The following is a 20,863-nucleotide window of genomic DNA, read 5'->3' as shown; positions in this document are numbered from 1 at the left end:
TGTCTCTCATTTCATCCCGTTGGGCTGACTCAGGTAAGGGATAATTAGACTACTGCGCCCCTTCCGGCGCAAAGCACAATGACCATTCGCAACAGTCATCGCAACTGGGGGATCGGCACACCAGTTCACCGTCCTGCTGCAGGCAGCGCTGGCGGTAGAAGAACTTTTTCCAGCGCATGTTTTGATGATTCAGCGCGACCAACTCGGGGAAACAATCCGCCATGAGCAACCGCAATTCGGCGCGGGAATCCAGCCCCAGATCCTGCCACAGATGGTTGAAACCCAACGAGGCGCTGGCGATAAGCTGATGCATCGGCGCGCCGTCCGCCACCTGATAGCCATACAGCCAGTCGGCCAGTTGCGCCCGCTCCTCCCGCCGATGTTGCTGCAGTTCACTCATCAGCGACTGGCGCTGATCCCGCGTAGCGTTCGTTCCCGGCGCGGGCTGGTTCAGCCGTTGCCGCAAAGCCAGCCAGGCCGTCTCATCCAGCCCCATTTGCCGGGGGAAACAGCCCGTACCGGCGTCATGTAGCGTCAGCAGCCGTCGCAGCCAGTACTCCGCCCCGGTCATCAGGCCGCCCCCTGTGCGCGTTCTCCAGCCTGCCGCGCCTGCCGGCGTTGCCGCCACCAGCGGCCCAGCACCTCGGCGATATTCTGCCAGGCCCCTTCCACACAGGGTTGGATCCCCTGCTGCTCCAGCTTTTGCCACGGCGCGTAGCCGATGCGGGCGCAAAACACCGCTTCTACATCCGCCAACAACGCCAGCATCGCCGTCATGCGTTCCTCGCTGTCGGCAGGTTCGCAGTCATCGGCGCCGCGACAGTATTTAGGTGCAAAACGTTCGTTGACCAGCACCACGCCCGCCGCCGACAGGCTGTAAATTTGAAAGCGATCGGCATGGCCGAAATGGCAGTCGATCACTTCACCGCCGGATGACGCCACCGCCACCAGACAAGCGCCCGGCTCCTCCGACTCGCCGCGAGACGCGATGCTGGCGTGCACCTGCGCACGCTGGTGCAACAGCGGCAGGTAGGGTTGCGGCTCGGCGGGCAACGACGACAACCGGAATTGCTGGCTGCGGTCTTCCCCCAGCATACCGATGGCGTCTGCCCGACACTGCTGACAATGCGCCATTTGCGGCATCGCCGCGCCGCACGTCGCCCGCACCGCCGCCAGTGCCTCAGCATCCGGCTCCGGCTGGCCGTTAAGGCCGAACACCGTGCCGTGTTCCGGCCGGGCGATCAACGGCATGATGTTGTGCAAAAATGCGCCCCAGCGCCGCGCCTGCCGACTAACCTCGAACAAATGCCGATCGTTGATGCCGGGGATCAGCACCGAGTTGATCTTCACCAGCACGCCGTTTTCCGTCAGCCGCCGGATCCCCTCCTGCTGGCGTTCCAGCAGGATCGCGCCCGCCTCGCGCCCGGTATAACGATCGCCGTCCAGCCACAGCCAGGCATAGATCCGCGCTGCAATATCCGCATCGACTGTGTTGACCGTTACCGTGACGTGATCGACGCCGACATCCAGCAGCCTGTCCACCGCCTCCGGCAACATCAGGCCGTTGGTGGACAAGCATAGCTTGAGGTCCGGCAACTGCTCGCGCAGCAGCGTCAGGGTGCGAAAGGTGCGGGCGATATTCGCCAGCGGGTCGCCCGGCCCGGCAATGCCGACTACCGACAACTGCGGGATGGCCGCCGCCACCTGATGCGCTTTCGCCACCGCTTGTTCCGGCGTCAACAGTTCGGACACCACGCCGGGGCGAGATTCGTTGCTGCAATCGTATTTGCGATTGCAGTAGTTGCACTGCAGGTTACAGGCAGGCGCCACCGCCAGATGCATACGGGCGTAGTGGTGGTGCCCGCTCACCGAGTAGCAGGGGTGATGCGCCACTTTGCTGGCTTGCAACGGAGTAAAACGGTCGGTCTGGTCGGAACGGCAACCGGATGCGGAAGGGCAGGATGTCATGGTCATGGCCTATATGAAAAAAGGAATCATACCCGGAGAGTGCAAGAGCCATACCGTACGATGTAAAAATTTATTACTTTAAAAACAATATGATAAAAATGAAACCGCCAGGCGGTTTTGTCGGGATTGTGGCATTCGGCCGACAATGTGCCACATGCCACAATCGGCCACACACCACAATCGTGCCACACACTCTAATCCCGACGGCCGCTTACAAACGGTGCATATTGATGTCCATAATCTGGATGCGATAGGCCACCTGCCGCGGCGTCATCCCCAGCAACCGCGCCGCCTTGGCCTGTACCCAGCCGGTTTTCTCCAGCGCGGCGATCAACCGCTGGCGTTCATCCAGATTCTGGTCGCGCCAGCCCTCTTCGGCAGCGGCCGGCGACGTTGGTTTGTTCACCATCGGTACTGCGTCGTGGTGGTTAAACAGAATCACGTCACGGTCGATCAACCCGGTATCGGTCATCACCGCCGCCCGTTCCAGACAGTTTTCCAGTTCGCGTACGTTGCCCGGCCAGTTGTACCCCATCAGCAGGCGGATGGCGCCGTCGCTGATGCGTAGCGTCCGCCCCTGATGCGCGGCGATCTTCTTCACCAGAAACTGCGCCAGTTCGACGATGTCCTCCTGCCGCTCGCGCAGCGGCGGCAGCGACACCGGCATCACGTTCAGCCGGTAATAGAGATCTTCACGGAAATGGCCGGCGCGCACCTCTTCCTCCAGATGACGGTTGGTGGCGGCGATAATCCGCACATTAACGCGCAGGGTTTCGTCGCCGCCTACCCGCTCCATCTCCCCTTCCTGCAGGATGCGCAGCAGTTTGGCCTGAAACGAGGCGCTGCTTTCACCGATTTCATCCAGAAACAGCGTGCCGCCGTCCGCCAGTTCAAAGCGCCCTTTACGCTGACGCACCGCACCGGTGAAAGCGCCTTTTTCATGGCCGAACAGCTCGCTTTCCAGCAGGTTATCCGGCAACGCGGCACAGTTGAATTTCACGAACGGCGCCGCCGCTCGCGGTGAATTGTAGTGAATGGCGTTCGCCACCAGCTCTTTACCGGTGCCGCTCTCGCCGCGCACCAGCACCGTGGTGTCCCAGCGCGATACCTGACGGATAATCTCCAACGTCTGGCGCATCGCCGCGCTGGTTCCCACCATGTTGTCAAAACCGAACGGCCGGGGCGTCTTGCAGGCAGCCGGGCGATTCACCACCGACGGCGGCTCGCCGTCACGCTGGGGCGCACGCATCAACCGCACCGTCTGCACGACCAGGCTGGCGACCGTTTCCAGAAAACGGGTACAGGCCGGCAGACGCTCCTCATAACGCGCCATCGGCTGCGCCGCCAGCACGCCGATCGGCTGTTGTTCAATGCCCAACAACGGCACGCCGATAAATGGCAGCTCGTAGTCGTACAGGTTAAGCCGGTCGAGAAAACGCTGGTCATCCGCCACGCGCGGCAATACCAACGGCTGACGCTGAGCCATCACCGCGCCCACCAGCCCTTCGCCCGGCCGGTAACACACCTGGCTGCTGCTGGAGGCAACCCGTTGATCCTCGCAGTACAGCGCCTCTACCCTCAGCGCGCCACGTTGCGGGTCATACAGGCAGATCATGCTGTGCTGCATAAAGGCATCATCGTGCAGCACCCGCAGCACCGCCTGCAGCGCTTGCCCCACCTCGGTCGCCCGGCTCAACGCCGCACTGATGCGTTGCACCGCCGTAAACTGTTGAGACAAATCAAAACGCCATACCACGTGTCCCGTATTGGGTGCCTGGGTCATTTTGAGCCTCCTGTGAGTGAAGTCGTGTGTCCTGTGAGTGAAGTGGAAAAACCGGTGAGTGAGGCTGATAGCGGGAAACGCAGAGTCAGACAGGTGCCGCCGCCTGGGCGGGAAGTCAGGTCTATCGTGCCCTGATGATGCGCCACCAGCGTTTGAATCAGGCGTAGTTCCATGCCTTTGCCCGGCGAGGTGAGTGCGGTCTGGGGGGTGATGTAACGCACCTGTTCCAGCGGCACGTTGTCCTCCAGATACAACGCCAGCCAGTCGCCGTCCTGCCGGGCGAACACATGTACTGCCAGTGCGAAGGGGCGGATTTCTCCCGCCAGCGCCAGCGTACGGTCCAGCCACAGGCTGAGGCAGGCCAGAATCTGGGTGCGCTGGCCAAATCCGGCCAGTTGCGGCGTTTCCAGTTCACAGCTCAGTTGGTCGCCGCCGGTAAAGCGAGTGTGATACAGCGCGGCCAGATCGTCGGCCAGCGTACCGACCGGCCAGTCCGCCGCCGGTTCGAAATCCAGCGACGGGCGACAGGCTTGCAGCCGCGCCACCGCCTCTTCGCCTTCGCGCCAGGCGGATTCAAGCGCTACATTGCTGCGGTCTTCGCCGTTAAGCCGACGGGCGGCTGCCAGCATATTGAGTGGGCAATTGAGCTGAATCAGCGCCGCATCCAGCGATTCGCGGATCGCCGCCAGCAGTTTGCCGTTGGTCATCTGCTGTTTGAGGCGGTCGAGCCGCCCTTGCTGGTGTTGCTGCTGCTGTTCGGTACAGTCGCTGATGACGATCAGCGTACGCGGCAGCGCGGTATCGGTGAAATAGCGGCTGGCTTCTTCATTGACGCCGGGCAGCGCCCAGCAGCCGAGCGTCAACCAGCGCACCATGCCGCGGATGGTGACCGGCAGCGCCGCGCCTTGCAACAGCGCCGACTTATTGGCCGGATAATCCAGCACCGCCAGCAGCTCACGGCCGCCACAATCGGCGCACAGCGTCTTGTAGGCCAGATTATCCATGATCACCCGGTCTTGCTCGTCTACCACCACCACCGCCGCCGGAATATTATTCAGCACCGCGGTGATGAGCGTCATGTGGTTGCGCAGCCGTTGCTCCAGCGCATAGCCGGCGCTGATGTCCTTGTGCATACCGAGATAGTGTTCGATCTCGCCGCGGGAATTGAAAATCGGCGTGATATCGATTTCGGCCAGATACAGGCTGCCGTCGCAGCGGCGGTTGATCAATTGACCGCGCCAGGCACGCCCCTGCAATAGCGTTTGCCACAGCGCCTGATACAGCTCGGCCGGGGTTTGCCGGCTGGCGAGAATACGGTGATTCTGTCCGAGCAGTTGCGGCAGGCTGTAACCGGTCAGGCGGCAAAACGCCGGGTTGGTGTACACGATGTGGGCCTGCGGGTCGGTCAGGGAGATTGCCACCGACGACTGTTCCACCACCGTCGAAAACAGCGACGGATGCTGCCGGGACAAGTGGCTGGCGATTTCGCCCAGCGGAAAAGATTCCGCCATCACATGCATAGACATAGGGTGCTCCCTTACGGTTTGGTGGCGAAGATGTCGGCTTTTCGACAATTTGTCGCAGGCTGCGACACCCCGCCAAACGGGCGACTAACGCAGAATAACCATGCAAACACTGCACCCTTTATTGATTAAGCCGACTAAACATTGATCCGGATCCCTGTTTTGCCGCCAAAAACCACCAAACCCCGTTGCCGTGTAGCTTTATCAAGGAAAAAGCCACGCTGCCAGTACAAAAAAAGCACAAAAAAAGTGCGATCGTGCGCCATTAATGTGCAGAAAAATCCATGTGGCGCGTCAGCCAAAACTGGCACGGGATTCGCAAAACCGTATGTGTAACCACAGGGTTCGCAGCAGGATTCACAGCATGAATGAACGGCCTGACGTCACCTTCCGGGAGGGCTGCTTCACTTCATCGCCCTGCATTTTCTTTTCATCACGTAATCAGGAGCACCGCTATGGCGAACATTGGCATTTTCTTTGGCACCGATACCGGCAAAACCCGCAAAATCGCCAAACTGATTCATCAGAAACTGGGCGAGACGGCAGACGCGCCGGTCAACATTAACCGCACCTCGCTGGAGACTTTTCTGTCCTATCCGGTACTGCTGCTGGGCACCCCGACGCTGGGCGACGGGCAGTTGCCCGGCATCGAAGCCGGTTGCGAGGCGCCGTCCTGGCTGGAATTCGCTGATGAACTGGCGGGTGCCGACCTGAAAGGGAAAATCGTCGCACTGTTCGGGCTGGGGGATCAACAAGGCTACCCGGACAACTTCGCCAGCGGCCTGAAACCGCTCTACGACGTCATGACCGATCTGGGCGCGCGCGTAGTGGGCGACTGGCCGAGCGACGGCTACGAGTTCAACGCCTCCGCCGCATTGCAGGAAGACCGGTTTGTCGGCCTGGTGCTGGATCAGGACAACCAGCACGACCTGACGGAGCAGCGCCTCGACAACTGGCTGGCGCAAATCAAGTCCGCTATCCTGTAATGCTGCGCGGCTGCCCCGGTGCCGTCAGCTCTTTCATCTCACATCATCGCTCCCGGCTGTTGCTCTGTCAGGCAACAGACCGGGTCGCCCGCGCCGGGCGGGTGTCGGCTCTTGCTTGAAAGTTTACTCACTGAGTCGCGTGTCCACTAATGGTGGGTAGGATCAGTTCATGGTGAAAGCCCTGAACCGGATGACGTTATAGGGTATGTCGCAGAGCATCCACATCACGTAACAGGAGCCTGACAGGGAGACCCTTGTCGGCTGATTCTGATTTATTCAAAAGCCATCAGTCGTCGTTATCCATCGGGGATCAATATACGGTCGGCATAACTCAATGCTGTTACTGGATCGCACAATTCGGACTGAATTCCCTTCAGGAGATAGATTATTTATCAAAGTTATTAGGATTAATATAATAATTATATTAACAAATAATATTCATGAAAATAAAAAGCTGGCCTTGAATAACAATCGAAGTGACAGTAATCGATTGATAAAAATGCATTAAATTGAGAGCACTTAACAGTGCCTACTGATTCAACGCACTCAGGGAAACATCTAACAAAAATCCTTGGACTAATTTTTTCATGCTATGAGGACGGAAACGATATGTATCAAATGGATTCATTAGATAAAAAGCCTCATTAGCAAAGTTAAATGTGCTCATAGATCCTGACAAATCAGAATAAAATCATTAAGATTATTATTTATTTAGACTAAATTATAGAATCAGGTAGGTTTTTAGCATTATGCGTTGATAACATAAAAAATAATAAAATGGGATGCTTACATTAATTGACATAAAAAGTTTAAGCAGATAGGTTAATGAGACTAAATTTCTCAAGTTTAAACGCCTTATGTTTCATTTCGATGACATGGCGGGAATTTGATTAGGATTACCGCTATGGAAGAACGGACACTGCAAACGTACTCATCTGTATGGATAAGCCGATTAATTTGGGCAGTTAACCTCTGCTCAATAAGTGCTTCAACTTTATGTTATATATACCTTTCATGGTATATTTATCATGCAACCGGGAACATTATACTTTCACAGGCAGTGCTTTATGCACCGATGATTTTACCCGTAATTTTTGTAAATCAAGTACAAGGTATTGCGGAAAAAACCTCTCCTCGTAAACTGCTTATGATGAGTAATCTTGTTGCTGCTATTTGTACACTCGTTATATTCAGTTTGATTCACCGAATACCAACCTTCGCGCTGCTTGGTGGGCTAGTAATTGGTTCAATTGACGCACTTCAACGAGTCGGCCGTATAGTTGCCATTAAGCATTATTTTAGTGGAGACAAAATTGAAACCACAGTACCACTCACCCTCACAGCACAGTTTATCGCTGGTGGATTGGCAGGAATGCTGATGGGAAGTATTAAAGGCGAAATGTCGCCACAATTAGCAATGTCGATGATTTCAGTATTGTTCATCGCTTCGGTACTGGCATCGTTCCTTTTACCTAAACTCAACTTACATCAGGAAGGAAAAGCGCAAACACGGTCACTAAAATCGTTTGTTGCTCTACTCTCAGATAATGCACCTTTAAAGAAAGCATTCCTTAATTTCATCGTTTTTATTACTTTCTTTCAGGGGTTTTTTAATGTATCCCGCGTTACATTACCATCGCATGTTTTGAATTTGCCTGAAAATTTTGTTGGATATCTTCAGTTAGTCAATAGTGGCGCAGCCCTAACCGGTGCGATATTTTACTTCATTTATAATCGAAAGGGAGTGAAATTTAATCCGTTATACATGGCAATCATCAGTGCCCTATTCATGATTTTCACATCGCTCGGTATTAATGTTTTCATCAGCTATCTAACCTATTTCCTCTATATATTCTTTTTTGAACTTGCTTTTTTCAAATTGCAGTCAGATATCGTTTTAAAGAGTGATGTCAAAGACATGCCAATGATTGCCGCTATGCAATATGCTGGTGTCTATATTGGAATGATCACTTCAATATTCATTGGGTCAGTACTGACACAATATTCACACCTTTATGTAGTAGCCGTATTTTTTGCGATAGCATATTTCTTATGCTACGTATCACTCAGCAAAGAAAGAAAATAAATCAATGCCTGTTTTTCGAAGCAGGCAAAACTACTATAAGCTATAAAGGGTAAAATATATGGGCGCAATAACGTCAGCATTTCCGTTTGTGAAATTTATGGATTTGGCGAATTTACTGACCACGATTAATGTGGGATTGTCACTTTCATCAATCTATCTTGCATATACAGATAATATTTATCTTTCGGCTATTGCATTATGTTCAGCAGCTGTATTAGATTTTCTAGACGGTTATATTGCTCGCACATGGTTAACTGAAAAAAACAAAACAGGGAATTTGGTAAGCAACTCGACAGTCTTGCTGATCTTTTAAATTTTAGTGTGGCTCCCGCTTTAATTATTTTCCACATTATTCCAGGTTGGGCATCATTTGCTTCAGGAATGATGTTATTGCTGTCAGGTTGCCTCAGGCTCTCATTATTTAGTGTGATCAGTGGCAGTCATCCAGGTAGCTATCGTGGTTTGCCAACAACCTATGCAGGTGTTATTTATTCATTATTTTTCCAGCTAGTTGCATACGATAAAGTAGCTTTGCCTTATCTTATTTGGCTTAACCTGTTTATTTCTTTGGTTCAGATAATTAATGTAAGAATACCCAAATATGCAGCCTTACCAACAATTTCAGTGTTTCTGATTCTTTTTGTCGCAGTAAGAATTTTTATTTCTCAATAAGGAAACGTTTAAATGAAGCATGTTATTTTTGTGGATAGCACTGTAAGCGGCTTATTGGCTTTTCAGGCAGCAAAAAGAATGGGCTGTTATGTCACATTCATCAGACAGAAAGATGCCTCTTTTTTAACTATTTCAATCGGTAATGATGAAAGTAAGCTCAAACCACACTTAGAATTCGTCGACCAATTTTTGGAAGTTGAATCTCTGGATGGCGAAGAGTTTCATGATCTGCTGGTTCGCCTCAATGAGAAACGCCCAATCGACGCATTACTCAGCACCTCTGAGGCTGGAATTGTTCCTGTAGCCAGAGAAGCAGAGCGCTTTAATCTACGCTATCCCAGCCTTTCTGCATTAAACAATGCGGTGCAAAAAAATCAGCTACGAGAAACGCTGAAAAAAAATGGTATCCGTTCACCTGAATATCAGGTTTTGAGTGAAGAACAACTAGTGTCGGGCGTTACCCCACACATTGAACTCCCGTTCGTGGTTAAACCTACGAGAGGTTTTGCAAAACAATTTTCTGCCATCTGCGATACCAGCGAAGATTTTGAGACTTTCATTAAGACATTACGCGAGGGCCGTGCAGAGTCTGATCGTATGATCGATACCCTGGTAAGCCGCGACTATTTGGTTGAAGAGTATATTGATGGAAGCTTACATTCCGCTGAAGTAATAGTACAAAATGGCATCGTGCAGGTTTACGCCACCACGGTACGCTTCCGTTCAGTTTATAGTGAAATGCTAGAAATGACCGCCACGATGCCGTCAGGTCTCAATACTGATGAACGTAATGAAATAAAAGAGTATGTACAGTCAATTTTTTCCGCTTTAAAACTGGATGTGGGTCTTTATCACGTTGAGCTTTTACGAGATGAAAAAGGTCCATGCCTCGTTGAAATTAATGCGCGCATGATGGGTAGTGTTGCACCTCAAATGTATCGCATGATTACAGATATCGATCCCTTCGAGTTATTGATCCGTCTTCATCTGGATGAACCTATCAGTATTAATGATAGCGTGCTTACGCGAGCAGGTACGGTTGTTACTATAGCTTCACGTCATGGTGGCGCAATCAGTAACGATTATAACCAAGCTCGTTTTGAAAAACTGTTGAAATCTTACAATATTGATTTCTGCTCGGCATGGGTAAAACCCGGCCAAAAGGTCAATGTATATACTGGAAATATTGGCACTATTGGTCATGTTATTGTTCTTGGTGATGCCCCTTATGAAGTTGCACGTAAAGGACACCGTTTCTTGTGTGAGTTAGATGAAATTTATGGCCTTGAACTCGCAAAATATTTTGAATAATTAGCCAAACAATTATTCCTCCGTCACCTGACGTTCACAATGAGATTAAAAGGAAAGTAGAAATGGAGTCCACCCGTTTAACCACCTTCTCTTTTGATGGTAAAGCTGGGACGTTGGCAAAACTCACGCCAATTCTCAGTAGCGCAACAATAATGCCGTTGTACCGTTTTACTGTCAGAAAATGGCAAGAAAACTCAGCACTGGTCATTGAAAATATCATCAATAGCTTGGGGGCTGATAATCTGATTGTTCGTTCAAGTTGCCGAAATGAAGATCGGTCTGGACAGTCAGGAGCGGGGGAATATGACTCTATTACAAATGTTAATGGTGAGACAGAATTATGCTCAGCGATATCTCACGTTATCGCCTCATATAATGGTGCCCTTGCAGAGGACGAAGTATTAGTACAGAAAATGGCTCAGGATGTTTTAGCTTGTGGCGTAGCAATGACGCGCGATCCCGAAACCGGCTTGCCCTATTATGTCATAAACTACACTGTTGACGGGCAGACTGACGGTGTAACTTCAGGTAGCGAAAACGTACTGTCATGGATTGCATTGAAAGATGAAGTGGCAAATGAACCCCCTGTATTGAAAGGCATGATAGCGCTGTTACAGGAGGTACAACTGATTACGGCCCAGACCGCACTGGACATTGAATTCGCGATAACGAAAGAAGGTCCGGTGCTGTTTCAGGTACGCCCAATGACAGCGCTTAACACTCCTGGCTCAGACCATGAATTTCTCAAACTCATTAGAAAAGAGACGAAGTCGCTAAAAGAGGCATGTGATCGCTTACAAGCTGGACACACGGAAAAAATCGCGTTGTTTGGCATAATGCCTGACTGGAATCCGGCAGAAATCATTGGCGTCAAACCACGTACACTGGCGTTTGATCTTTATAAATACTTAATAACCGACCTAAATTGGGCTTCCGCTCGTTTCCGCTATGGTTACCGTGATATGCGGGGTCACAAGCTGATGTCATCATTTGCGGGTACACCCTATATCGTCATTCCCTATAGTATTGAGTCATTCATTCCGGCATCAATGCCACACGACATCGTTTCTTCTGTAGTAAATACTAGCTGTCATCATCTTGCTCAGCATCCAGCTTTGCACGACAAAATTGAGTTTGCCATTGTACCAACTTGCTTTACACCTTCTCTCACATTGAAGAGTGCGTCGTCACAACCAGCGTTAAAAAATTTAAATAAAGCAGAGATCTCACTATATCTGGATGAATTACTGAAGTTGACGGAACACATTATTTCAGACAATGGTCCATTCGCTAACGATCTTCGGTTGCTCCCCAGAATTGAGCAGAATTTAAATGAGTTAAAAGGAAAAGGATTGCGTGATACAGACCCGTTACAGCATTTCCGTATCGCACTCAGTAATGCCAGTGTTATAGGCGAAATATTTGCTGGCTCAGCACGAGCTGCCTTTATTGCTACTAGCATATTAAAATCTTTAGAGCAGGAAAATATTGTTCCTCAGGGATATACCGATAATTTCTTATCGCGCGCCCGCACGGTTGGACAGGAATTATCCGATGACTTCTGCCTTTTAGATAAAAAACTGTTTTTGAGAAAACATGGTCATATTCGTCCGGGTACTTATGATATACACGTGGCTCGCTATGATGAAAGTCCAGATTCATATTTTGACTGGCTATCGCCACCTGTCAGACCGGTGAGAACAGCGGAAAATACTTCTGATTCTCGTGAGTTGTTACTCAGCATCCAAAAGGCTTTTCATCATTGTGGAATGGACATACATGTAAAACAATTCTTCACCTTCGCGCTCAATGCAGTAGAGGCACGAGAAAAGGTCAAATATCTTTATGGTGCTTTCGTCTCTGAAGCTCTGAGCGCGCTTACTGCATGGGGAGCACTACATCGCATTGATCGGGATACATTAAGTCACAGCCCGCTAAATTACTTCATCAATGAAAAATACTGTGATATCGATGGTATCGATGCAGTTGCAAAGGAAAATAAACGTATTTGGCAGTCAAAGAGTCGCTTACGATCTCCCTCAATTATTGACTCAGCTAATGCACTGTACGCCCATGAAATTAATGTTGCCAAACCTAATTTCATCACTAAAGAAAGGGCCGAAGCATCTGTGCGAGTTCTAACAGCAGGAAATACACATTCTGACGATATAGAGGGGACTATTGTTTTAATTGAAAATGCTGATCCCGGCTTTGACTGGATTTTCACCCGTCGCATCAGTGGATTCATTACGGCTTACGGCGGAGAAAATTCACATATGTCTATCCGAGCCAGAGAATTCGGCATTCCCGCCGTTATCGGTATAGGTGAAAGGGCGCTAAACCGCCTTGCAGGCGCGCAACGGTTGCTGATGGACTGTGCGGCCAGCCGAGTAGAGATACTCTCATGAAACATGTCGCTATTACGATGATGCGATTGTATGAGCCTTCACGTCACGAATGGCGAGATACCCTCGACCAACGTTGGTTGTCGCTCATGCAGGCATGTGGACTGATACCTCTCTATCTACCAAACGATGCTGATTTAGCAGAAAAAATATTACTGCTATCTCATCCTGAAGGCGTGATTTTCAGCGGTGGCGGTGATTGTTACGCAATAAGCGGCGAGCAGGATGCAAGAGATTTGACTGAGGTTCGTGCCCTGGAGTGGGCTCTTAAATATTCCAAACCAATATATGGCGTTTGCCGGGGTATGCAAGCTGTACTAAGCCATTTTGGTGGTTCCATCATCCCTGTTACTGGACACGTAGCTACCCGGCATAAGATTTCAATTCACGATACAGAAATAGATACAGAAATAGAAGTAAACTCTTTTCATAATTATGGGTTTAGACATATTCCTGAAGGATTCACTGTTACAAGCAAGACCGCAGAAGGTTTTATTGAATCTGTAAGTGATAGAAAAAGAAAGATACATCTGATTATGTGGCACCCTGAGAGAGAAAACATAGCCATGCCTCATGATGTTAAAACAATCAAGGATATATTTGGAGCGGAATAGCATGAAAGGTATTTTATTAGTGGCTGGCCGTGGAAGCCGCCTTGGTGATATTACAAATGAAAAACCTAAGTCGCTGGTTGAACTAAATGGTCAATCATTGCTACAACGCGCGATCGATTCTTTAAGGAAAGGTGGAGTTAATAAGATTGCAGCCGTAGGTGGTTATCGCAGTGAGATGATTAAACCTTACGTAAACCAGCTATTTATCAATAAAAACTGGGAAAGAACAAGTATTTTCAGCTCATTACTATGTGCCCGTGAGTGGCTTAAGACAGAAACCTGTCTTGTAAGCTACGGCGATATTTTTTATTCTCACCATTTGGTTGAATCCCTAATAAAAAGCACTGGTGATATTAACCTAACCTATGATCCAAATGCGGTGGAATTATGGAAGAAGCGAAACGAAGATCCTCTATCCGATCTCGAAAGTTTCAAAATAGATAATGGAAGAATCGTGGGTATTGGAGGGCGAATTAAAAGTCTTGATGAAGTTCAAGGTCAATACATGGGGCTTTTTAAAATCACTCCGCAAGCATGGAGTTGGATTGAAAATTTCATTTCATCGCTGAGTCAAAATGAAATAGATAACATCGACATGACAAATCTATTTTCTAAGCTCCTCAATAGTGGTCATCATGTGTTTGGAACTAAGAATGAATATCCCTGGGGAGAAGTTGACACTCCATCGGATATCAGCCTTTACCATAAAATTTATCCTAATGTATAATTTAATTAACTCCGGAAAGACTCCGGAGTTATTTTTCGATCACGATTATAGGCAGTACAGATTTAAGAGAAACTGTAATTAAAATTGTACCTTACGTTGACATTTTGATTTTATAGCTAGAGGCAAGCCTATACAAATAACGTATTAATATTCAGTCCGTATATAAAAATTTTCTACTATCTAATTTGTGTGATTCATAGACATCGTTTCACTATAATGGCTCGCTATGGACAGAGAAATTCAACAGCGATTGGGTTTTGTTGAATAAATCGAACTTTCAGGTGATTGGCGGATCTGATCGTTACCTTCGTTTTAACAATCAGCTCCCATGTCAAAGCAAAAGTTTAAAATCCCCCACTGGCCCGCATACAACCCGGGCCTCTTGCGGGTTAATACCGGTTTTGCCATGTGTGTCGCCTTTTGCTTGAGAGTTTATTCACTTGGTCGCGTGTCCACTAAGGGTTTGCCAGCGGTCTTCTACAACGTCCGCAACCATTGGCGCTGACGCTGCTGTCGGCGTTGCGACCGCAGATAATCACCCGCTTTAACCAGTGCTTCCGCTTCCGGCAACGGTGCCGCCGGGCGAATCGCCTCACAGCGCAGCAGATGCAAACCCAGTTCGGTCTCCACCGGTGCGCTTAACTCTCCTGCCGCCAGCGCAAACAGACAATGCTCCAGCGCCGAAAACAATAGGCCGCGGCTGACCCACCCCAGCAGGCCGCCGTCCAGCGCAGTCGGGCAGTGAGAATGGCGCTGCGCCAGCGACGCGAAGCCGTCCGGATCGGCACGCAACTGACGCAGTACCCCGGCCATCTGGTGATCAACCGCCAGGCGGTTATCATCGACGGTCAGCAACAGATGGCGGGTCAAGCGCTGTTCCGGTCGGCAAAACCGGTCTGCGTGCTGTCGATACCAACCCCGAATTTCAGCCGGTTGCGGTTCATCAGCCTGTGCGCCGACGCTCGCCAGTTGCAGTTCCATTAACGCGTGATGCCATACAATGGCCTGCTGTTCGTCGGCGGAAAACCCGGCACAGGTCAGTTCCTCCGCCAGTTGTTGCGCCACCTGCTGCAACTGCGCGCTGGTCGCCGTCAGCGACTGTTGACGAGCCGCCGCCGTCACCGCCTGCTCCAGTGCCAGCTGACGCTGCAACTGATGCTCAAAGCGCGGTCTTTCCGGCGCGGGTAGCTGCTCCGGCAAACAATGCCAGTGGGCCTTCGCCAGCCGCAGACGGCTAAAGCGCTGCCAGGCCGGCGTCGCCATGCTGTCTCGCCCGGTCATTCCTCCACCTCCAGGTTGTATAGCGCCGATACCGGCACCTGAAACTGCCGCTCGCCGAACAGCACGATGCAACTGTCGCCCCGCTCCCCCTGCGCGGTCGCCAGCACTTCGCCCTGCTGGCCCATCGTCACCACGATATCGCCCTTGATCGCCAGCGGCTGCGTGCTGCACACCCGATCGCCGTACTGGAAATCTCCCGCCAGCCAGGGGCGATCGGCGTCGATCAGCTCTGACTCACGGCAACCGACCACCCGATCCCGATCGAGAAAATGCACCTGGTAGACTATCTGATCCTGCAAAAATACCCCCCACTCGCGTACATAACCGACACTGCCGCGGCGCACCAGCAACTCACCGCGCGCCCGCCCGACGAACGTGCCGTCGTTACGCAGTGCGCGCACCACCCGCACGGCATCGCCGCACTCAAATTTCGGCGTCATCGCGACGTCTCCCCACCGATTGCTGATAACTCTCCGCCAGCAGCCGACGCGCCAATTGCCAGTCGGCGTTTTGCACATCATCCAGCGCATTACGCAGCGGCACCGCCGCCATCAGCCGACGGCGAAACTCGCGCAGCACCGGCACCTGACACCGGTTTAGCTGGTCGATGTCGTACGGCACCTCGAAAAAGGCAAAAAAGGCGTCGGCACCCTGCAACGCCTGTACTCCCGGCAAACGGTAGAACCATTCCATCGCCTCACCCTCCCAGACGGCACAACGCCAAACTGTCGCCAAACAGATCCTGATAAATCGCTCGCAGTTCGTTATCCCGTGGGTTGCGTTTTTCGTTTTCCGCAAACATGCGTACTACGTCGAGCAACGCGTCGACCTGCTGCGCATCAAGCCCGTAGCCCAGGCGGGCGAACACGCCGCCCACCGCCTGACGGCCGGAATGCTTGCCCAGCACCAGCCGGAATTCCCGCCCCATCAGGTGCGGATCGATACCCTGATAGCTTTCCCGGTCATGCAATAGCGCCGCCACATGCACCCCGGACTCATGGGTGAACACCTGCTCCCCCACCAGCGGTTGTTGCCTATCGATCGGGCGCTGCGCTGCGTTAGCCACCTGTTGACACAACGCAGGCAAACGCTCGAAACAAATGCCGCTTGCGCGCCCGAGGCAGCGCTGCAACCCGAGCGCCACCGACTCCAGCGCCGCGTTGCCCGCCCGTTCGCCCAATCCCAGCACGGTGGTGTTGACGTGAGTCGCCCCCGCGCGCACCGCCGCCAGCGTGTTGGCGGTCGCCAGCCCCAAATCGTTATGGGCATGCATCTCGATCTCGCCGGGCCAGCACTGGCGCAGCGCCTGAATCCGCTCGTAAGTGGCGAACGGGTCCAACACGCCCAGCGTATCGGCGAAGCGCAGCCGTTGTGCGCCCGCCGCCTGCGCCGTCTGCGCCAGTTGACGCAGCGTGTCGTCGCCGGCGCGCGAGGCATCTTCACAACCGACGCTCACCCGCAGCCCGCACTGACGCGCCAGCACAATCAACGCCGACAATCGGGACAGCAGCGTGGAAAGTGGTTGACGCAGTTTCTGTTGCCGCAACCGGTCGGACGACGGCACCGAAATATCGACCCAGTCCATACCCAGATCGGCGCTCTGACGGATTTCATCTTCATTCATCCGGCACCAGGCCATCATCACGATGCCCGGCAGCCGCCGTCTCACCAGCGCCATGCGCGAGCGCTCTTCTGCCCCCATCGCCGGCGTGCCGATCTCCAGCGCCGGTACGCCCGCCTCCGCCAGCGACTCGGCAATCGCCAGCTTTTCGCAGGCTCGAAACGCCACCCCCGGGCTTTGCTCGCCATCGCGCAGGGTGGTGTCGTTGATGATCACCTGTTCCATCACTCGTCCCCCTTAGCCGTAGGTCGGCGCGAATGTCGTCCCGGCCAACGCCGCCGGTTTGTCCTGCTGCCAGTAAGGCGACAGTGTTCTCAGCCGGGCGATAATCGGCGGCAGTTGCTCAATCACATAGTCGATCTCTTTTTCGCGGGTATAGCGCGACAGCGAGAAACGGATACTGCCGTGGGCGGCGGTGTAGGGAATGTCCATCGCCCGCATCACGTGCGACGGCTCCAGCGAGCCGGACGTGCAGGCGCTGCCGCTGGAAGCGGCGATGCCGACATGGTTCATCAGCAGCAGAATCGCTTCCCCTTCGATAAATTCGAACGCCATATTGAGGGTGTTGGGAGTACGCGGCTGCCCGTCGCCCATCACCATTACGCTGGGAATGCGCCGCACCAGTTCGCTCTGCAAGGTATCGCGCAGCGGCGCCACCGCCGCCGTCATCATCGGCAAGTGCACTTCCGCCAGTTCGCAGGCGCTGCCCATGCCGACAATTCCGGCGATATTTTCCGTGCCGGCGCGTCGGCCGCGCTCCTGATGCCCGCCGCGCAGCAGTGGACGAAAACGCGTGTTACGGCGCAGATACAGGCAACCCACGCCTTTCGGGCCGTGGATCTTGTGCGCCGAGCAGGAAAGCATGTCGATATCGGTAGCGGACAGTACCATCGGGATCTTGCCCACCGCCTGTACCGCGTCGCAGTGAAACAATACGCCGTGTTCATGCGCCAGCGCCGCCATCTCCGGCACCGGGAATACCACCCCGGTTTCATTGTTGGCCCACATCACGCTGACCAGCGCGACGCGATCGCTCAGCAGGCGGCGGTATTGTGCCAGATCCAGCTCACCCTGCGGCGACACCGCCAGCCGGTGAATGGTATAGCCCTGCCGCGCCAGATGCTCGCACACCTCCAGCGTGGCCGGGTGCTCCACCGCGGTGGTGATGATTTCACGCCGTTCCGGCGCCAGATTCACCGCGGAGTAAATGGCGGTGGACGTCGCTTCGGTGGCACAGGAGGTAAACAGGATCTCGCTGTCATAACGCGCCCCCAGCAAGCTGGCGACCTGCTGGCGCGCCCGTTCCAGCGCACCGCGGCACGGCGTGCCGAAATCGTGGATCGACGACGGGTTGCCGTAGTGTTCGGTCAGAAACGGCAGCATCGCTTCCAGCACCATCGGGTCAAGCCGGGTGGTGGCGTTGTTGTCCAGATAGATTTTCTTGTCTGGACCGTTTTTTTTGTCCGGATACACGTTATTCATGGTTTTTTCCTCATGCCTGTCATGCCTGACGGCCATTTACGCCGCTACCACGTCCATATACTGCCCGGTACGCTCCACCAGCTTCTGTTGCAGCCAGGCCAGCGTCATATCGGTCATCATGCAACCGCTGCAACTGCCGGACAGGCTCACCGTGACCTGACGCTCGCTGACGTTCACCAGCGACATATCGCCGCCGTCGGCCTGAATGTGCGGCCGGAGTTCCGCCACCGCCTCCGCCACCTGTTGCCAGCGCGCATCCCTCACCACGATTGCCGCCGCAGCCGGCGTCGTCTGGTGCTCGCTCAGGATCTGCGCCAGCGCCAGTTCGATCTTTTCATGACAGGCGCTGCAACCGCCGCCCGCTTTGGTGTAATGGATTACCTCCTGCAACGTCGTCAGGCCGTTTGCCACCACCGCGCGGCGGATCTGCCCTTCATCCACCGCAAAACATTTACAGATCAGCGCGCCTTCCTCGTGATCGTCCTCCAGCGTTTCGCCACGGTAGTTGGCGATCGCCACCCGCAACGCTTCCTGTCCCATCACCGAACAATGCATTTTTTCCGGCGGCAGACCGTCGAGATAATCGGCAATCTGCTGGTTGGTGACCTGTTCCGCTTCCCGCAGGGTGCGGCCGATAATCAGCTCCGTCAGCGCCGAAGACGACGCGATGGCGCTGCCGCAGCCGAACGTCTGAAACCCGGCGTCGAGGATGGTTTCGCTGTCTGGATCGACGCGCAACATCAGCCGCAGGGCATCGCCGCAACTGAGCGAACCGACATCGCCCACGGCGTTGGCTTCCGCCACCACCCGGGCGTTGCGGGGATTAAAAAAATGGTCTTTCACTTTTTCGGAATAGTTCCACATCTGCTCTGCTCCCTACTGAATGGGTGAAAACGCCGGGCACCCAACCGCCCGGCGCTCACACGCGTTGCATGGTCTGAGTAAACAGAGTCAGAGCAAATGTGATGCCAGTCACAAAAATAAATGCAGATCAACGAGATAGCCGCGATGGCCGATAAAAAAACCGCAACGAATGTCGCGGTTTATGTCGGGTTTGTCAGAGAGGTGACACTAATCAAGACGATCCTTGCGGTGCGAAAGTTTGACAGCAGGGAAATAGATTTTCACTTGAGGTGCTATTAGATAGCTTTTCCGCTTTTAGTTGGATCATAAAGAGAGTTTGCACAACACTTAACGCATACTGCATCAATGTGTATTCGATCTGAAAAATTATTTAACCATTTTAATTTTCAAATATCTTATTTATGATATAAAATCATAAGGTTATAGGGAAGAAGGAAAATGATTTTTTTCATAAGGAGATGATATGAATGCTATTGAGTCATCCGTTGGCCTTGGCGGTATAAATAGGAAAAACGATGTTACTATCGTGCAACAGTTATTGAAGAACAATGGCTTCCCATATTTACGCGTGGATGGAATTTGCGGGAGAAACACAAAAAGAGCCATTATCGCTTATCAAAAGCACTTTCACTTCTCTCCTTATGGCATTATAGAACCCGGCGGAAAAACCATTGAAAACCTTACATCAACTTCGCATACAGATTCTTTGCCTAATCCTCATGGAGCGACAGGAATAAACCCCAGAGGTGAAAGAAAAAGAGCATCCCTCATGTCCCCCAGCTCTCAATGCATTTATTTAATGAAGCAATATGAAAAACTGAAAACCAAGCCTTATGATGATCAGACTGGAAGGGAAATAACATTTTGGAAAGTAGGCGCCACAATAGGTTATGGGCATTTAATTAGTGAGAATGAATTTGAACGATATAAGCAAGGAATAGCTCTTTCTGAAGCAGATACGTTATTCTCACAAGATATTAGCAGATTCATCCTCGCGGTTAGAAACTTTGTTAAAGTGGATATCACTCAAAATGAATTTGATGCACTCGTCATGCTATCTTTTAATATTGGAATAAAGGATAGACAGAGACACAGAGGATTATATTACTCAACCGTCTTAAAAATCATAAATGGTGAATCGTCAGAAAACATAGATAACGCATGGATGAGATATACAATATCTCAGGGTCACCAAATGCGGGGGTTAGTTAACAGAAGAAGAAGTGAACTAAATGTATATCACAAAGGTATTTATATAAAATTATGAAGAAAATAATCACATCTATAATTGCAATTATGATTATTTCATTCAATGCATTCTCTAAAGAAGAGAATCCTCCCCTCCCTTTTTTCGAAGGAGAAACATATAATATTTATTTATCCTATGGTAAGTGTTCTCGACATGACATCGAATGCAGCGATATAACATATCATTCAATTAATAAAAAAATAAAAGCGAGTTAAATATAAAAGGAAAAACATTAAATGTAGGGTCATCAAAAGACTTCAGAGGGTATATATTTAAAAATGGCTCATACAT

At 51.8% G+C, this 20,863-nt stretch carries 19 protein-coding genes; 9 read left to right on the top strand and 10 right to left on the bottom strand.

Translation table 11 applies throughout. The annotated features are described in order from the left end of the window. Nucleotides 1–49: 49 nt before the first annotated feature. The 4 genes from DCH402_RS02340 to nifL form a co-directional block, all read right to left on the bottom strand. Nucleotides 50–571, bottom strand: coding sequence for a nitrogen fixation protein NifQ (locus tag DCH402_RS02340; protein ID WP_039999444.1), 522 nt, complete (start codon nt 569–571; stop codon nt 50–52). Beyond that, complete coding sequence (gene nifB, locus DCH402_RS02335; protein WP_040003311.1) at nt 571–1,968, bottom strand: nitrogenase cofactor biosynthesis protein NifB; 1,398 nt, start codon at nt 1,966–1,968, stop codon at nt 571–573. Before nifB ends, DCH402_RS02340 begins: the two co-directional genes overlap by 1 nt. A gap of 211 nt (nt 1,969–2,179) precedes the next feature. Continuing rightward, the gene (nifA, locus tag DCH402_RS02330; RefSeq protein ID WP_039999442.1) at nt 2,180–3,751 is read right to left on the bottom strand and encodes a nif-specific transcriptional activator NifA; all 1,572 of its coding nucleotides are present in this window, start codon (nt 3,749–3,751) and stop codon (nt 2,180–2,182) included. After that, nucleotides 3,748–5,277 carry a nitrogen fixation negative regulator NifL gene (nifL, locus tag DCH402_RS02325; protein WP_039999440.1) on the bottom strand — a complete coding sequence of 510 codons (1,530 nt, stop codon included), beginning with the start codon at nt 5,275–5,277 and terminating at the stop codon, nt 3,748–3,750. The genes nifA and nifL overlap by 4 nt, the downstream gene beginning before the upstream one ends. Nucleotides 5,278–5,729: 452 nt before the next feature. Between nifL and DCH402_RS02320 the strand changes: the two genes are divergently transcribed. From DCH402_RS02320 to DCH402_RS02295, 8 genes are all read left to right on the top strand, one after another. Then, complete coding sequence (locus DCH402_RS02320) at nt 5,730–6,260, top strand: flavodoxin (protein WP_039999438.1); 531 nt, start codon at nt 5,730–5,732, stop codon at nt 6,258–6,260. 904 nt (nt 6,261–7,164) lie between these two features. After that, nucleotides 7,165–8,346 (top strand): MFS transporter, encoded by a 1,182-nt coding sequence (locus tag DCH402_RS02315; protein ID WP_039999436.1) that lies wholly within the window; start codon nt 7,165–7,167, stop codon nt 8,344–8,346. Nucleotides 8,347–8,404: 58 nt separating this feature from the next. Further along, on the top strand, nt 8,405–8,659 hold the full coding sequence (locus DCH402_RS21880; RefSeq protein ID WP_081642117.1) for a CDP-alcohol phosphatidyltransferase family protein: 255 nt from the start codon (nt 8,405–8,407) through the stop codon (nt 8,657–8,659). A gap of 8 nt (nt 8,660–8,667) precedes the next feature. Further along, a complete protein-coding gene (locus tag DCH402_RS22120; RefSeq protein ID WP_152486888.1) occupies nt 8,668–9,018 on the top strand; it encodes a CDP-alcohol phosphatidyltransferase family protein in 351 nt (116 codons plus the stop codon). Between the two features lie 12 nt (nt 9,019–9,030). Then, nucleotides 9,031–10,329 carry an ATP-grasp domain-containing protein gene (locus DCH402_RS02310; protein ID WP_039999434.1) on the top strand — a complete coding sequence of 433 codons (1,299 nt, stop codon included), beginning with the start codon at nt 9,031–9,033 and terminating at the stop codon, nt 10,327–10,329. Nucleotides 10,330–10,391: 62 nt separating this feature from the next. Continuing rightward, entirely contained in the window at nt 10,392–12,737 is a 2,346-nt protein-coding gene (locus tag DCH402_RS02305) for a PEP-utilizing enzyme (protein ID WP_039999433.1), read from the top strand. Beyond that, a complete protein-coding gene (locus DCH402_RS02300) occupies nt 12,734–13,348 on the top strand; it encodes a gamma-glutamyl-gamma-aminobutyrate hydrolase family protein (protein ID WP_039999431.1) in 615 nt (204 codons plus the stop codon). Before DCH402_RS02305 ends, DCH402_RS02300 begins: the two co-directional genes overlap by 4 nt. Nucleotide 13,349: 1 nt before the next feature. Next, a complete protein-coding gene (locus DCH402_RS02295) occupies nt 13,350–14,075 on the top strand; it encodes a phosphocholine cytidylyltransferase family protein (protein ID WP_039999429.1) in 726 nt (241 codons plus the stop codon). Between the two features lie 477 nt (nt 14,076–14,552). Here DCH402_RS02295 and nifM read toward each other — a convergent pair whose 3' ends face one another. From nifM to nifU, 6 genes are read right to left on the bottom strand one after another with little or no spacing between them, the layout of a single operon-like run. Continuing rightward, a complete protein-coding gene (gene nifM, locus DCH402_RS02290; RefSeq protein WP_050583247.1) occupies nt 14,553–15,356 on the bottom strand; it encodes a nitrogen fixation protein NifM in 804 nt (267 codons plus the stop codon). Further along, the gene (locus DCH402_RS02285) at nt 15,353–15,796 is read right to left on the bottom strand and encodes a nitrogen fixation protein NifZ (RefSeq protein WP_039999427.1); all 444 of its coding nucleotides are present in this window, start codon (nt 15,794–15,796) and stop codon (nt 15,353–15,355) included. Before DCH402_RS02285 ends, nifM begins: the two co-directional genes overlap by 4 nt. After that, nucleotides 15,780–16,049, bottom strand: a complete 270-nt coding sequence (locus tag DCH402_RS02280; protein WP_050583246.1) for a nitrogenase-stabilizing/protective protein NifW — start codon at nt 16,047–16,049, stop codon at nt 15,780–15,782. The genes DCH402_RS02285 and DCH402_RS02280 overlap by 17 nt, the downstream gene beginning before the upstream one ends. A 4-nt stretch (nt 16,050–16,053) precedes the next feature. Then, on the bottom strand, nt 16,054–17,202 hold the full coding sequence (gene nifV, locus DCH402_RS02275) for a homocitrate synthase (RefSeq protein ID WP_039999425.1): 1,149 nt from the start codon (nt 17,200–17,202) through the stop codon (nt 16,054–16,056). Between the two features lie 12 nt (nt 17,203–17,214). After that, entirely contained in the window at nt 17,215–18,459 is a 1,245-nt protein-coding gene (gene nifS / locus DCH402_RS02270; protein WP_050583245.1) for a cysteine desulfurase NifS, read from the bottom strand. A gap of 36 nt (nt 18,460–18,495) precedes the next feature. After that, a complete protein-coding gene (nifU, locus tag DCH402_RS02265) occupies nt 18,496–19,323 on the bottom strand; it encodes a Fe-S cluster assembly protein NifU (protein WP_039999423.1) in 828 nt (275 codons plus the stop codon). Nucleotides 19,324–19,786: 463 nt separating this feature from the next. On the opposite strand from nifU, the gene DCH402_RS02260 reads away from it, so the two are divergent. After that, a complete protein-coding gene (locus DCH402_RS02260; RefSeq protein WP_039999421.1) occupies nt 19,787–20,590 on the top strand; it encodes a glycoside hydrolase family protein in 804 nt (267 codons plus the stop codon). Nucleotides 20,591–20,863: the final 273 nt, after the last annotated feature.

The organism is Dickeya chrysanthemi NCPPB 402 (assembly GCF_000406105.1).
Taxonomy (GTDB): Bacteria; Pseudomonadota; Gammaproteobacteria; order Enterobacterales; family Enterobacteriaceae; genus Dickeya; species Dickeya chrysanthemi.
This window is presented reverse-complemented; position numbering and strand designations above follow the sequence as displayed.

What these genes read in the sequence shown, in the direction of transcription:
- nifM (WP_050583247.1), bottom strand. Translation starts at nt 15,356, where the DNA reads ATGACCGGGCGAGACAGCATGGCGACGCCGGCCTGGCAGCGCTTTAGC.
- DCH402_RS02305 (WP_039999433.1), top strand. Translation starts at nt 10,392, where the DNA reads ATGGAGTCCACCCGTTTAACCACCTTCTCTTTTGATGGTAAAGCTGGG.
- DCH402_RS02310 (WP_039999434.1), top strand. Translation starts at nt 9,031, where the DNA reads ATGAAGCATGTTATTTTTGTGGATAGCACTGTAAGCGGCTTATTGGCT.
- nifS (WP_050583245.1), bottom strand. Translation starts at nt 18,459, where the DNA reads ATGAATAACGTGTATCCGGACAAAAAAAACGGTCCAGACAAGAAAATC.
- DCH402_RS02285 (WP_039999427.1), bottom strand. Translation starts at nt 15,796, where the DNA reads ATGACGCCGAAATTTGAGTGCGGCGATGCCGTGCGGGTGGTGCGCGCA.
- DCH402_RS02260 (WP_039999421.1), top strand. Translation starts at nt 19,787, where the DNA reads ATGAATGCTATTGAGTCATCCGTTGGCCTTGGCGGTATAAATAGGAAA.
- DCH402_RS02295 (WP_039999429.1), top strand. Translation starts at nt 13,350, where the DNA reads ATGAAAGGTATTTTATTAGTGGCTGGCCGTGGAAGCCGCCTTGGTGAT.
- DCH402_RS02315 (WP_039999436.1), top strand. Translation starts at nt 7,165, where the DNA reads ATGGAAGAACGGACACTGCAAACGTACTCATCTGTATGGATAAGCCGA.
- nifB (WP_040003311.1), bottom strand. Translation starts at nt 1,968, where the DNA reads ATGACATCCTGCCCTTCCGCATCCGGTTGCCGTTCCGACCAGACCGAC.
- nifA (WP_039999442.1), bottom strand. Translation starts at nt 3,751, where the DNA reads ATGACCCAGGCACCCAATACGGGACACGTGGTATGGCGTTTTGATTTG.
- nifU (WP_039999423.1), bottom strand. Translation starts at nt 19,323, where the DNA reads ATGTGGAACTATTCCGAAAAAGTGAAAGACCATTTTTTTAATCCCCGC.
- nifL (WP_039999440.1), bottom strand. Translation starts at nt 5,277, where the DNA reads ATGTCTATGCATGTGATGGCGGAATCTTTTCCGCTGGGCGAAATCGCC.
- DCH402_RS02300 (WP_039999431.1), top strand. Translation starts at nt 12,734, where the DNA reads ATGAAACATGTCGCTATTACGATGATGCGATTGTATGAGCCTTCACGT.
- DCH402_RS02320 (WP_039999438.1), top strand. Translation starts at nt 5,730, where the DNA reads ATGGCGAACATTGGCATTTTCTTTGGCACCGATACCGGCAAAACCCGC.
- nifV (WP_039999425.1), bottom strand. Translation starts at nt 17,202, where the DNA reads ATGGAACAGGTGATCATCAACGACACCACCCTGCGCGATGGCGAGCAA.
- DCH402_RS02280 (WP_050583246.1), bottom strand. Translation starts at nt 16,049, where the DNA reads ATGGAATGGTTCTACCGTTTGCCGGGAGTACAGGCGTTGCAGGGTGCC.
- DCH402_RS02340 (WP_039999444.1), bottom strand. Translation starts at nt 571, where the DNA reads ATGACCGGGGCGGAGTACTGGCTGCGACGGCTGCTGACGCTACATGAC.
- DCH402_RS21880 (WP_081642117.1), top strand. Translation starts at nt 8,405, where the DNA reads ATGGGCGCAATAACGTCAGCATTTCCGTTTGTGAAATTTATGGATTTG.